At 73.3% G+C, this 13,206-nt stretch carries 10 protein-coding genes; all 10 read right to left on the bottom strand.

Translation table 11 applies throughout. The annotated features are described in order from the left end of the window. Positions 1 to 3: 3 nt before the first annotated feature. Positions 4 to 1,461, bottom strand: a complete 1,458-nt coding sequence (locus BFL37_RS14390) for an aminopeptidase P family protein (protein WP_086515786.1) — start codon at positions 1,459 to 1,461, stop codon at positions 4 to 6. After that, entirely contained in the window at positions 1,458 to 2,765 is a 1,308-nt protein-coding gene (locus BFL37_RS14385; protein ID WP_086515803.1) for an alpha/beta fold hydrolase, read from the bottom strand. The genes BFL37_RS14390 and BFL37_RS14385 overlap by 4 nt, the downstream gene beginning before the upstream one ends. Continuing rightward, a complete protein-coding gene (locus BFL37_RS14380; RefSeq protein ID WP_086515785.1) occupies positions 2,762 to 3,709 on the bottom strand; it encodes an ATP-binding cassette domain-containing protein in 948 nt (315 codons plus the stop codon). The genes BFL37_RS14385 and BFL37_RS14380 overlap by 4 nt, the downstream gene beginning before the upstream one ends. Next, a complete protein-coding gene (locus BFL37_RS14375; protein WP_086515784.1) occupies positions 3,706 to 4,572 on the bottom strand; it encodes an ABC transporter ATP-binding protein in 867 nt (288 codons plus the stop codon). Before BFL37_RS14375 ends, BFL37_RS14380 begins: the two co-directional genes overlap by 4 nt. After that, positions 4,569 to 5,561, bottom strand: coding sequence for an ABC transporter permease (locus BFL37_RS14370; RefSeq protein WP_086515783.1), 993 nt, complete (start codon positions 5,559 to 5,561; stop codon positions 4,569 to 4,571). The genes BFL37_RS14375 and BFL37_RS14370 overlap by 4 nt, the downstream gene beginning before the upstream one ends. Continuing rightward, positions 5,558 to 6,520, bottom strand: a complete 963-nt coding sequence (locus BFL37_RS14365) for an ABC transporter permease (protein WP_086515782.1) — start codon at positions 6,518 to 6,520, stop codon at positions 5,558 to 5,560. The genes BFL37_RS14370 and BFL37_RS14365 overlap by 4 nt, the downstream gene beginning before the upstream one ends. A gap of 3 nt (positions 6,521 to 6,523) precedes the next feature. Beyond that, positions 6,524 to 8,209, bottom strand: coding sequence for an ABC transporter substrate-binding protein (locus BFL37_RS14360; RefSeq protein WP_086515781.1), 1,686 nt, complete (start codon positions 8,207 to 8,209; stop codon positions 6,524 to 6,526). 138 nt (positions 8,210 to 8,347) lie between these two features. Next, on the bottom strand, positions 8,348 to 10,354 hold the full coding sequence (locus BFL37_RS14355) for a glycoside hydrolase family 127 protein (protein WP_086515780.1): 2,007 nt from the start codon (positions 10,352 to 10,354) through the stop codon (positions 8,348 to 8,350). Between the two features lie 408 nt (positions 10,355 to 10,762). After that, a complete protein-coding gene (gene recQ, locus BFL37_RS14350; protein ID WP_086515779.1) occupies positions 10,763 to 12,643 on the bottom strand; it encodes a DNA helicase RecQ in 1,881 nt (626 codons plus the stop codon). 112 nt (positions 12,644 to 12,755) lie between these two features. Then, positions 12,756 to 13,157, bottom strand: a complete 402-nt coding sequence (trxA, locus tag BFL37_RS14345) for a thioredoxin (protein WP_012037481.1) — start codon at positions 13,155 to 13,157, stop codon at positions 12,756 to 12,758. Positions 13,158 to 13,206: the final 49 nt, after the last annotated feature.

Below are 13,206 nucleotides of genomic sequence, written 5' to 3'. Positions count from 1 at the left end.
GGGTCAGGACGGGGACCGCTGCTCCCGCATCCAGGACTCCAGGCCCCGGGCGTCGATCGGCAGCGCGTCCGACAGCACGTCGGACCCCGTCTGCGTCACCACGATATCGTCTTCGATCCGCACCCCGATGCCCCGCAGCTCCGGCGGTACCATCGCGTCGTCCGGCGGGAAGTACAGGCCGGGCTCGACCGTCAGCACCATGCCCGGCTCGACCGCGCGGTCGTATCCGGCGACCCCGGCGCCCGAGCAGTCGTGCACGTCGAGCCCGAGGTGGTGCCCGATCCCGCACACCAGCCAGCGCCGGTGGTGCTGCCCGGCTGGCGAGAGCGCCTCGTCGACCGACACCGGGAGGATCCCGAGGTCGTGCAGGCCCTGCGCGATGACCTCCATGGACGCGTGGTGGAAGTCCACGAGCGGGCGCCCGGGCGCGACGGCGTCGAGGCCCGCGCGGTGGGCGCGCTCCACGACGTCGTGCACGAGCCGCTGCTCGGGAGCGAAGGCGCCGTCGACGGGGATCGTGCGGGTCACGTCGGCCGTGTAGAGGCTGCGCGCCTCCACCCCCATGTCGAGGAGGACGAGCTCGCCGTCGCGGAGCGGCCCGTCGCAGCGCACCCAGTGCAGGATCGTCGCGTGCCCGCCGCCGCCCACGATGGTGGCGTAGCCGGGGCCGTTGCCGACCGTGCGCGCGTGCCGGTCGAACGTGCCCTGCAGCCAGCGCTCGCCGCCGTGCGCGCGCGCCCGCGGGATCGCCCGCACGACCTCCGCGAAGCCCTCGACCGTGTCGTCGACCGCGCGGCGCAGCTCCTCGATCTCCCACGCGTCCTTGATCACGCGCAGCTCGCCGAGCGCCGCCACGAGCCCCGGGTCGCGGGGCACGTCGGCGAGCGCGGAGGGGACGCCGGTGACGGCGCCCGCGCGGCGCACGTCGCGGACGCCCGCGAGGTCCGGCGCGATGCGGTCGGGGCCCCGCACGGGGATCCCGAGCACGCGCTGCCAGTCGGCGTGCGCGGGAGCGGGCCCCACCCAGAGCTCGCCGTGGTCGGCGTCGGAGAAGAAGCGCGGGTCGCCGGGGTCTGCGGGCGCGGGCACGTGCAGGACGGCGTCGTGGCCGCCCGGCACCGCGTGCATCACGAGCACCGCGCCCTCGATCTGCACGCCGGTGAGCCACACGAAGTCGCTGTCGGCACGGAAGGCGTAGCGGCAGTCGTCGTTGCGCGTCGGCGCGTAGCCGCTCACGACGGCCGTCGTGACGCCGGGCATCGCGGCGCTCAGCCGGTCGCGGTGCGCGGCGGCCGCCTCGACCGCGCCGGGCACGGTGGCCGGGGTGCGGTCGGGCGTGATCCACCCGCCGGCCATGAGGTCGCGGAACGCGGGCACCTCGGCGAGCCGCGGCGGTCGCCGGTCGCCGGGGCCGTCTGCGCTCGCGGCGGCGGGCGTCGTGTCGTGGGTCGTGTCGGTCATCGGGGCAGGCCTCCTCCGTCGCGGGCGATCGTGTCCATCAGCCGACCGAGGACGCCGGGCGCCCCGAGGCCGTCGTGCTCGTGCTCGTTCGTGATCCACGCGCGGGCGTTCCCCACCCGCGCGACCGTGTCCTGCTGCAGGTCCGCGTCGACGTACATGTCGTCGTGGTAGACCGCGGCGGCGAGAGGCACCTCGTTGGCGGCGAGCCGGGCCGGGTCGTAGAGCTCCGGCCAGTCGTCGCGGCGCGCCATCACCTCGACCGCGCCGCGGAACGGGCGCAGCAGGCGGATCTCCTCGAACATCCAGGGGTACATCATCTCGCCGGTGAGCAGCAGCGGCCGGGCGCTGGGCGCGAACGCCGGGTGCCGGCCGCGCTCCCGCTCGGCGGCCCACGCGGTCGCGCGCCGGGTGCCGGAGGCGTAGATGCTCTCCTGCATCGCCGCGAACAGCGGGTTCGCCGCGTACGAGGTGAGGCGCAGGGCCTCGGCGAGCAGCACGTCGGTGGGCTCGCCGCGGTCGTCGAGGGCCTCGTCGAGGAGGGCGTGGATCCGCTCGCGTCCAGGCGCCATGCCGAGGTCGATGCCGATCGTCTGCAGGCGCCGGACCGTGAGCACGTCGCCGTCGGGCAGCGTCACGTCGCCGACCTGGAGCCGGTCGGCGAGGCGCGAGAGGATCCCCACGTCGGCCGGGTAGCGCGCGTGGTGGCCGGCGTTCTTCCGGACCGTGCGCGGGTAGGTACGGCGGTAGACCTCCTCCGCGTCCGGATCCAGGGACGCGAGCCCGCCCGTCACGTAGCAGGCCGACAGCGCCTCGGGCGCGAGCGACAGGTAGGTCAGCGTGAGGAACCCGCCGTAGCTCTGGCCGAGCGTCGACCAGCGGCGCCCGCCCTCGAGGTGCTGCCGCAGCGCCTCCGCGTCCTGCACGATCGAGTCGGCCCGGAAGAGCGCGAGGTACCGGGCGGCGGAGTCGTGGTCGTCGCCGAACCGCGTCATCGTGCGCGCCGCGACGGGAGCGCTGCGCCCGGTGCCGCGCTGGTCGAGCAGCACGACGCGGTGGGTGCGGAGGGCGTGGCCGATCCATCCCCCGTCGTCGATCACCCGCGGCGACTTCCCGCCGGGGCCGCCCTGGAGGTAGAGGAGGGCGGGCAGGTCGTCGCCGCGGCGGTCCGGGGCGACGAGCTCGCGGGCGAACACGGTGATCGTCGCGGTGGGCTCGCCGGCGCGCGCCGCCGCCCAGTCGAGCGGGACCTCGATCTCGTGGTCGGTGACGTGCACGCCGGGGACGGTCGCGGATCCGACGATCACGCGGCCGACCCGTCCGCCGTGCGGACCGCGCCCGTGCCGAGGGAGCCCGCGTCGAGCCCGGCGGCGGCGCGCGCGGCGTTCCGCCGCCGATCCCACCCGGGGTCGATGCGCGGCACCGCGTCGAGCAGCGCGCGCGTGTACGGGTGCTGCGGCCGCTCGAACACGTCGTCGCGCGTGCCCTCCTCGACGACCTTCCCCGAGCTCATCACGGCGACGCGGTCGGAGAGCTGCCGCACGACGGCGAGGTCGTGCGCGATGAAGACGTAGCTCAGCCCGCGCTCCCGCTGGAGGTCGCGCAGCAGCGCGATGACCCGCGCCTGCACCGTCACGTCGAGCGCGGAGACCGCCTCGTCGCACACGATGAGTCCCGGGCTCACGGCGAGCGCCCGGGCGATCCCGATCCGCTGGCACTGCCCGCCGGAGAACTGCGCCGGGTAGCGCTGCGCGTGGTCCGGGTCGAGCCCCACGCGGTCGAGCAGGTCGCGCACGAGCCTCCCGTGCCCGCCCGGCGTCGTGATGCCCTGGTACCGCAGCGGCGCGCTGATGATCTGCTCCACCGTGTGCCGCGGATTGAGCGACGACGCCGGATCCTGGAACACCACCTGCACCTGCCGCCGGAACTCGCGCAGCGCCGCTCCCGTCGCGTGCGTCATGTCCTCGCCCTTCAGCGCGAAGGTGCCGGACGTGGGCTCGAGCAGGTGCGCGACGATGCGCGCGGTCGTCGACTTGCCGGATCCGGACTCCCCCACGATGGAGAGCGTCTGCCCGGTCGGCACGTCGAGGCTCACGCCGTCGACCGCGAGGAACCGGCGCACGGGCGGCCGGAGCCCGCGGCCGCCGCGCGTCACGTACTCCTTGGTGAGGTCGCGCGCGGAGAGGAACGGCTCCGGCGTGGCCGCGGCGGGCGCGGCCGGGACGTCGGGGCGGGTGTCGTGGATGCTCATGAGGCGGATCCCGTCGTCTGGCGGTCGTAGGCGGCGTCGATGCGGGGGATCGCCTCGAGCAGCGCGTGCGTGTACGGATCCTCCGGCGCGGTGAACACGCGCTCGGTGGTCCCGCTCTCGACGCGGTGCCCGCCCTGCATGACGAGCACCTCGTCGGCGAGGGAGGACACGACGGCGAGGTCGTGGGTGATGACGAGCATGCCCATCCCCGTCTCCTGGCGGATGGAGCGCAGGAGGTCGAGGATCTGCGCCTGCACCGTCACGTCGAGCGCGGTGGTCGGCTCGTCGGCGATGAGCAGCTCGGGCTCGAGGCACAGCGCCATCGCGATCATGATGCGCTGCCGCATGCCGCCCGAGAACTGGTGCGGGTAGTGGTCGACGCGCGTGCCCGCCTCCTTGATGCCCACCCGTTCGAGCGCGGCGACCACGGTCGACCGCACGGCCTTCCGGGAGCCTGCGCGGTGGGCCCGGTACGCCTCCTCGATCTGCAGCCCCACCGTGAAGTAGGGGTTGAGCGAGGAGAGCGGATCCTGGAACACCATCGCCATGCGGTCGCCGCGCATGGCCCGGAGCTCCCGGTCGGTGCGGCCGACGAGCTCCTCGCCCGCGAGCCGGATGCTGCCGGTGACCGTCCCGCCGCGGGGCACGAGGCCCATCACGGCGAGCGAGGTCATCGACTTGCCGGACCCGGACTCCCCCACGATGCCGAGGGTGCTGTCCGGCTCCACGCGGAAGGAGAGGTCCTTCACCACCTCCACCGGCCCCCGCGAGGTGGGGAACGCGATGGTGAGGTGCTCGACCTCGAGCAGCGGCGTCCCGGGGACGGCGCGGGCGGGCGGCTGGTGCGGTGCGGTGGCGGTCACGCGGTGATCCTCACTCGGGGGTCGAGCACGGTGTACAGCACTTCGACGACCACGTTCCCGACGACCACGAAGGCCGCGGCGAGGAGCGTGACGCCCATGATGACGGGCTGGTCGTTCTTGGCGATGGAGTCGGCGGCGAGCTTGCCGACGCCGTTGAGGCCGAAGATGCTCTCGGCGATCAGGGCGCCGCCGAGCAGGCCGGCGAAGTCCATGCCGAACAGGGTGACGACGGGTGTGAGCGACGGCCGGAGGGCGTGCCGCCGGATCACGAGCGCCGCCGACAGGCCCTTGGCCCGCGCGGTGCGCAGGTAGTCCTCCTGGAGCGTGTCGAGCACGTTGGCCCGCACGATCCGCGCGTACACGGAGGCGTAGCCGAGCGCGACCACGACCCACGGCATGAGGTACGACTCGAACCACAGGACGGGGTCGTCGCCGAACGCCACGGACTGCGGGAACGGCAGGACCTGCAGCTGCACGACGAGCACGTACTGCAGGAGCAGCGCCGCGAAGGTCATCGGCACGCTGATCCCCGCGAGCGCCGCGGCCATGGCGGCCCGGTCCCATCCGGTGCCCTGCTTGATCGCGCTGACGAGGCCGCCCGCCACGCCGAAGACGACCCAGAGGACCGCCGCGCCGACCGCGACCGTGACGCTCACGGGCAGGCGGGACAGCATCAGGTCGAGCACGGACTGCTGCGTCTGGAAGCTGAATCCCAGGCAGGGCGCGGCGCACTGGATCGCCGTGGCGCCGTCGCCGTAGGTGCGGCCCGTGAAGATCCCCGCGACGAAGTCGCCGTACTGCGCCCAGAACGGCCGGTCGAGCCCGAGGAGCTGGCGGATGGAGTCGATCTTGTCCGGCGTGCAGGTCTTGCCGCAGATGGTGACGGCGGGGTCCGGCTGGAGCAGGAAGAAGATCATGTAGGTGAACAGGCTGATGAGCGCGAGCACGATCAGCGCGGATCCGGCGCGGCGGACGAGGTAGCCGATCATGCCGCCTCCCCCTGCTCGAGCGCGGTGCGGAGGTGGTCGCCGAAGACCGTGAACGACAGCACCGTGAGGAAGAGGAACGAGCCCGGCACGATGAAGTACGCGGGGTCGACCGTGTACCAGGCCACCGAGTCGGCGATCATCTGGCCCCACGACGGCGTCGGCGGCAGCACGCCGACCCCGAGGAACGACAGGCTCGCCTCGGTGCCGATGTAGCTCGGCACCGCGAGCGTGGCCAGCACGATGACGGTGCCGCGGAGGTTCGGCAGCACCTCCCGGAAGATCACGCCCATCGAGGAGGCGCCGGACGCCCGGGCCGCCTCGACGAAGTCGCGCGTGCGGATCGTCATGGTCTGGCCGCGCACGATGCGCGCCGTGTACGGCCAGCCGAAGACGCTGAGCACCAGGACGAGCAGCGCCGGCCGGTTGCCCGCGGGCAGCGCGGACAGGATCGCGATCATGAAGATCAGCGCCGGGAAGGCCATGAGGAAGTCCATGACCCGCGACACGACCTGGTCGACGATCCCGCCGAAGTAGCCGGCGACCATGCCCGCGATCACGCCGATCGTCGTGGTGACGACCGTGGCGGAGACCGCGATGAGCAGGGACACCCGGGCGCCGTACGCGATGCGGGCGAAGATGTCGCGCCCGTTCTGCGGCTCGACGCCGAACCAGTGCTGCGCGCTCACGCCGCCGAACGGGCCGATCGGCAGGCCGCCGAGGACGGGGTCCACGGCCGTCGGGTCGAAGGTCGTCGGACCCCAGCCGGTGATCCCGGACAGCAGCGGCGCGAACACCGCGAGGACCAGGACCAGCACCATGAACGCGGTGCTGGCGATCACGGAGGGCTTCGACCGGAGGGCCGCGACCACGCGCTTCGCCGGGGTGACGGCGGGCGGCCGTCCCGTCGGGTAGGCGGGGGCCGGGTCGGGCGCGGATGCGCCCTGCAGGGTGGCGGTCACCGCCTACTTCCCCGTGTGGAGGCCGATGGTGGCGAAGTCGATCCCGCCGGCCCAGAGCGGGTTCGAGTACGCGTTGCGCACGTCCTCGCCCACCACCATGACCGTCTGCCCGAACAGGAGCGGCACGGTCGGCGCGAGCTCCTGGATCTGCTCGTCCAGGTCGCCCCACGCGGTCTTCGCCGCCTCGAGGTCGGTCATCGCGGAGACCTCGTCGATCTTCGCGTTCACCGCCGGGTCGTTCAGCTGCGACAGGTCGTTGTTGCCCTTCTCGCTGATCTGGCGCCCGTCGAAGAGCGTCGGCAGCACCGTGCTGGCGGAGCGCCAGTCGGGGCACCAGCCGGTGACGGCGGCGTCGTGCTGCTGCGAGGGGGTGCCGATGGTCTCGTAGTACGTGGCGGTGTCGATGATGTTGAGCTCGAGCGTGATGCCCGCCTTCGCGAGCGACTGCTGCAGCGCCTCGGCCTGCTTCTGGGCGGTCGGCAGGTTGCGCACGTCGAGCGTCATGGTGAAGCCGTCGGGGAGCCCGGCCTCGGCGAGCAGCGCCTTGGCCTTGTCCACGTCGCCCGCGCTGTCGGCGCTCGGGTAGAGGTCGAAGTCCTTGTGGCCCGGGATCGACGGGGTCAGCATCGTCGAGGCCGGCTCGGCGAGCATGGATCCCCCGGCGACGTCGGCGAGGGACTTCTTGTCGACCGCGTACGCGATCGCCTGGCGGACGCGGACGTCGTCGAGGTGCGGCTTCGTGGTGTTGAGGCCGAGGTAGGTGGTGCAGCCGAAGTCGCCGGAGACGGTGCGCGCCTTCAGCGCGGGCGTCTGGATCCGGGAGATCGAGGCGGGCGTGATGGACACGCCCGTGATCGCGTCCTTGTCGTCGCCCTGGCCGGCGAGCATGCGCTCGTCGATGGTCGCCTGGTCGAGGCCGATGGTGAACTGCCATGCGTCGGGCTTCGCCGTGCGGACGTCGTCGGTCGCCTGGTCCCACTCCGGGTTGCGCTCGAGGGTGAGGGAGGATCCGGCGGTGCGGGCCGTGACCCGGTACGGGCCGGACGCGATGGGCTGCTGGTCGATGCTCGTGACCGTCACCTTCTCCTTGTCGGCCGGGAACGGCGTGAACGTGCTCTGCGCCGTGACGCTCGCGAACTCCGGCACGGAGCGGTTCAGGTGGAAGACGATCGTCTTCTCGTCCGGCGTCTCGATGGAGGAGAGGTCGCCCGACTCGTACGGGCCCTTGTAGCCCTCGGCGCCCGCGAGGTAGAGGCGCGTGTAGGGCGTGCCGATGGCGAGCGCCGGGTCGAAGGAGCGCTCGACGCCGAACTTGACGGACTCGCTCGTGATGGGCGAGCCGTCCTCGAACTTCAGGCCGTCCTTGAGCGTGAAGGTCCAGACGGTCGCGTCCTCGTTCGGCGTGCCGGTGTCGGTCGCGAGGTCGGGCGCGATCGTCGCGCCGTCCTTCCCCGACGACGTCGTCAGGGTGCGGTAGATGAGCCGGTACAGGTTCTGGACGCCCGTGTCGTAGCCCATCTCCGGATCGAGGTGCGAGAAGTCGGTGCTCTGCAGCACCTGCATGGTGCCGCCCGTGTCGGCCGGGCCGGTGACGTCGCCTGCCGCGGCGCCGCCTCCGGCACCGGCGCAGGACGTGAGGGCGAGGCTGGCGGCGAGGGCCAGCCCGACTGCGGTGATTCGTCTGTTCATCGGACTCTCGTTTCGTGGATGGCGGCCGAGGCGCACCGGGTGGGGAGTGACGGGGTCGTGCGATGGGTGGGAAGGGGGATGCGGGTGCGCGCGATCGCCCCCGATCGGATGGATCCGGGAGCGCGGACGGAGGACGCGTCAGCCGGGGTCGGCCGCGCGGATCCAGACCCGCATGGCGCCCGGCGACCGGTTGCCCCACAGGGCGTACGGCACGAGCACGGCGTCGACGGGATCGGCCGACGCGGCGGGGGCGGTGGTGCCGGGGACGACCTCGGGGTAGAGCTCGTCCGGCGCCGGGAGCGCGCGGCGGAGGCGCACGGCGAGCGCGATGCCCGGCGCGGGGTCGGCCGGATCCGCGACGGCGCCCCACGGCGCGGCGAGCGGCAGCGGCACGGTCCGCGCCGCCGCCAGGTCGCGCGGGTCGAGGAGCAGGTCGTCGACGGGTGCGCCGGCGTCCTCCTGCTCGACCGCGAACACGATCGGGCCCCGCGCCACCGCGAGGCTGCCGCGGGTCGCGTCGAGGTGGGGGTGGGATCCGAGCGCGCGGACGGGCATGTCGAGCTCGACCACGAGCGCGTCGCCGGCGGCCCAGGCACGGGTGGCGCGGATCCACCGGTCGGACGACAGCGCGTCCACCGCCGCGGCCGCGCCGTCGGCGCCCTGCACGGAGGCGGTCGCGGAGCGGCACCATCCCGGCCGGCGGAGCACGATGCCGGCCTGGGCGCCGGATGCGCGCAGCACCTCGACCCGGACGGCGCCGTCCCAGGGGTAGGCCGTCGTCACGCGCACGTCGAGCGCGTCCGTGCGGATCACGCACGCGGTCGCGTGCGCGATCACGAGGTCGTCGCCGTCCTGCACCGCCACGTGGTCCTGCAGCTCGCTCATCCAGCGGACGATGTTCGGCGGGCAGCACGGGCAGGTGAACCACGGGCGGCGCATCAGCTCGCCCTCGGTCTCGGCGCCCGACCGCGCGTGGTGGTCGGGGCGGCGCTGGAGCGGGTTGTCGTAGAAGAAGCCCGTGCCGTCGGCGGAGAGGCCCACCGCGTAGGCGTTCAGCAGCACGGTCTCGTAGGTGTCGAGGAACCGGGGCTCGCCGGTGGCGAGGAAGAGGCGCCACGCCCACTGCATCACGGCGATGGCCGCGCAGGTCTCGCTGTAGGAGCGCTCGCTCGGCAGCTCGAACGCGTCGCCGATGGCCTCGTCGGAGTGGCGGCTGCCGAGGCCGCCGGTCACGTAGAGGCGCGTGCGCACGGCGTCGTCGAACAGGCGGACGGAGGCGGCGAGCAGCTCCGCGTCGCCCGTCTCCACGGCCACGTCCGTCGCCCCGGCGGCGAGGTAGGCCATGCGCACGGCGTGACCCGTGACGGCGGGCATCTCGCGGAAGGGGTGCGCGTCCTGGAAGTACTCGGCCGGGAAGATCCGCGTCGCCACGGTGCCGTGGCCGCGCCGGTCGACGAACGCCGAGGCGAGGTCGAGGTACGCGCGCTCCCCCGTCTCGCGGTGGAGCTCGACGAGCGCCATCTCGACCTCGGGATGCCCGCAGACCTCGACGCGTCCGCCGGGGCCGAACGCGCGGACGGCGGCGTCGGCGAAGCGGCGGGCCACGGCGAGGAGCCGGCCGTCGCCGCCCTGCCGGGAGTCGGCCACCGCGGCCTGGATCAGGTGGCCGAGGTTGTAGAGCTCGTGGCCCCAGGCGAGGTCGGACCAGGGCTCGCGGTCGGATCCGGGCCGCTGCACGTACGAGCCGATGTAGCCGTCGTCGGCCTGCACGCGCTCGAGCACGTCGGTGGCCTCGTCGACGAAGGCGCGCATCTCCGGGCTCGCGGCGCCGCGTCCGACCTCGTACGCGATGCCCTCGAGCGTCTTGTAGACGTCGGTGTCGAGGAACGGGTAGCGCGGGACGGGCCGCTCGCCCGGGCCGTCGACGGCGGCGCGGAGGTCGTCGAGGTTGCCGGCGGCGGCGATCGACGCGATGGCGTGGGGGATGGTGCGGGACCGGTTGCGCTCCTGCCAGTGCGCCAGCAGTCCGCCCTCGAGCGCGACCTCGGCGGCGCCCAGCGGACGGCGGGGGCCGGTGGTGGGGAGGACCGCGGGGCGGCGCCCGCCCGTGCGGATGTCGTCCGCATCCGCTCGTCTCACTGCCATGGCGCTCCCTCGTCCAGCCTCGGGTGGCCGGTGGTAGGTGACATATTACAAATACGCCATGCGGTGTTGGCAATGGCGATGAAGCGTTTGCGGCCTCCCGTTACACGCTGTTTACATCCGGAGGCGATCGCCCGGCCCCGTGCCGGTCGACACGGCACCGCGCGGCGGCGGCTCCCCACAGCTCGCGTGGACCGCCTGGCCGGACCAGTACGATCGTGGGCAACGGCGACAGCTCTTCGGGTGAGCTGTCCCGCCAGCGCCGGGCCGGTCTTCGGGTAAAAGTCGGCCGTGTGCGCGGCTCGGTCCCGCAGCCCTCGAGGCTCGGGACCGGGTCCCTCCCCGTCGGACGCCGGTGATCCGCCGCGGGATCCCCGCCGGACCCGCCGCTCCAGCCGCCGCCCGCGCTCCCTAGTCGGCCGTCGCGGATCCCGCCGCGACGACCGCGAGCAGCCCCTCGCCGTAGGTGTCGAGCTTCTTCTGGCCGACGCCCGTGATCCCCGAGAGCTGCCCCAGATCCTCCGGGCGCACCGTCGCGACCTCGCGCAGGGTCACGTCGGCGAACACCACGTACGCGGGCACCCCCTGCTCCTTCGCCTGCTCCGACCGCCACGCGCGGAGCGCCTCGAACAGGCCCTGGGCCTCCTCGGGGAGGTCGACCACCTGGCCGCCCTTGGCGCGCGTGGTGCGGGTGCCGCGGCCGCGCACGATGCGCTCCGGCTCCTGGCGCATGGGCACCTGGCGGGATCCGGTGAGCACGTCGCCGCTGCCCGGGGTGATGACGAGCGTGCCGTAGCCGTCGTCGCTCACGCCGAGGAGGCCCTGCGCGAGCAGCTGGCGCACGACGCCGCGCCACTGCACGTCGGTGAGCTCCCCGCCGATGCCGAAGGTGGCGAGCTGGTCGTGCCCCTGCTGGCGGACGCGGTCGGTCTCGTTGCCGAGCAGGATGTCGATGAGGTGCGCGGCGCCGAAGCGCTGGTTCCGCTCGCGCTGCAGCCGGACGATCGTGGACAGCAGCTTCTGCGAGGGCACCGTGGCGTCCCACGTCTCGACGGGCTCGAGGCACGTGTCGCAGTTGCCGCACGGACCCGTCTCCTCGCCGAAGTAGCGCAGGAGCTGCACGCGGCGGCAGCCGACGGTCTCGCACAGCGCGAGCATCGCGTCGAGGTGCTGCGAGAGCCGGCGGCGATGCTGCGCGTCGCCCTCGGACTGGTCGATCATGCGGCGCTGCTGCACCACGTCCTGCAGGCCGTAGGCGAGCCAGGCGGTGGAGGGCAGGCCGTCGCGGCCCGCGCGGCCGGTCTCCTGGTAGTAGCCCTCGATGGACTTCGGCAAGTCGACGTGGGCGACGAAGCGCACGTCGGGCTTGTCGATGCCCATGCCGAAGGCGATGGTGGCGCACATGACGATGCCGTCCTCGCGGAGGAAGCGCGCCTGGTTGCGCTGGCGGACGGCCGCGTCGAGGCCCGCGTGGTACGGCAGCGCCGTGATCCCCTGCTTGTTCAGCGCCTCGGCCGTCTGCTCCACGGTCTTCCGCGACAGGCAGTAGACGATGCCGGCGTCGCCCGCGTGCTCGGTTCGGATGAGGTCGATCAGCTGCTTGCGCGGCTCGGCCTTGGGCACGATGCGGTAGCGGATGTTCGGCCGGTCGAACGAGGAGACGAAGTGACGCGCGTCCTGGAGGCCGAGGCGCGCGGTGATGTCGGCGTGGGTGGCCTCGTTGGCCGTGGCGGTGAGCGCGATGCGCGGCACCTCCGGCCAGCGCTCCTGGAGCATGGACAGCGCCAGGTAGTCCTTGCGGAAGTCGTGGCCCCACTGGGAGACGCAGTGCGCCTCGTCGATGGCGAACAGGGCGATGGGCGCCTCGTCGAGCAGGCGGCCCATGCGGTCGAGGATGAGACGCTCGGGGGCGAGGTACAGCAGGTCGAGCTGGCCGTCGAGCAGGGCGCGCTCGACCTCGCGGCTGGTCTCGAGATCCTGCGTGGAGTTGAGGAATGCCGCGCGGACGCCGACGGCCCGGAGGGCGTCGACCTGGTCCTGCATGAGCGCGATGAGCGGCGAGATGACGACGCCCGTGCCCTCGCGGACGAGGCTCGGGATCTGGTAGCAGAGCGACTTGCCGCCGCCCGTGGGCATGAGCACGAGCGCGTCGCCGCCGCCGATGACGTGCTCGACGATCTCCTGCTGGTCGCCGCGGAAGGCGTCGTACCCGAAGACCGTGCCGAGGCGCTCGAGGGCGGGGGCGAGCGCGGGAGCGGCGGATCCGGCGGGAGCGGAAGGCGTGGAGGTCATCGGGGCAATCGTATCCGTGGGGTGCTCGGCGGACGGCGGCGGTGCGGGCCGTGGGGACGCGGACGGCCCCTCCCCGATGGGGAGGGGCCGCGGGGCGCGGATCAGGCGCGGATCAGATCGCGGTGGGGTCGGCGCTGGCGCCGGGGGTCGCCTGCGCGGCCTCGGCGGCGGCCTGCTCCTTGAGGGCGGCCACGTCGACGGCGCGCACCTCCTCGATGAGCGACTCGAGGGCCGGGGCGGGCAGGGCGCCGGCCTGGCTGAAGATCAGCGTCTGGTCCTTGAAGATCATGAGCGTCGGGATGGCGGAGATGTTCGCCTGCTGCGCGAGGAACTGCTGCGCCTCGGTGTCGACCTTGCCGTGGACGATGTCGGCGTGCTTCTCGCTCGACTTGTCGAAGACGGGCGCGAACTGCTTGCAGGGGCCGCACCAGTCGGCCCAGAAGTCGACGACGACGATGCCGTTGGAGTCGACGATGCTCTCGAAGTTCTCGGCGGTCAGCTCGGTGGTGGCCATGGTGCGTCCTCTTCTCGTGCTCGGTTCGTGCGGTCTCGGGGTCCAACCG

This window comes from Clavibacter michiganensis, from assembly GCF_002151125.1.
GTDB classification, from domain to species: domain Bacteria; phylum Actinomycetota; class Actinomycetes; order Actinomycetales; family Microbacteriaceae; genus Clavibacter; species Clavibacter michiganensis_C.
The sequence above is the reverse complement of the archived record's forward strand: the minus strand, read 5'-3'. Positions and strand labels throughout refer to the sequence as shown.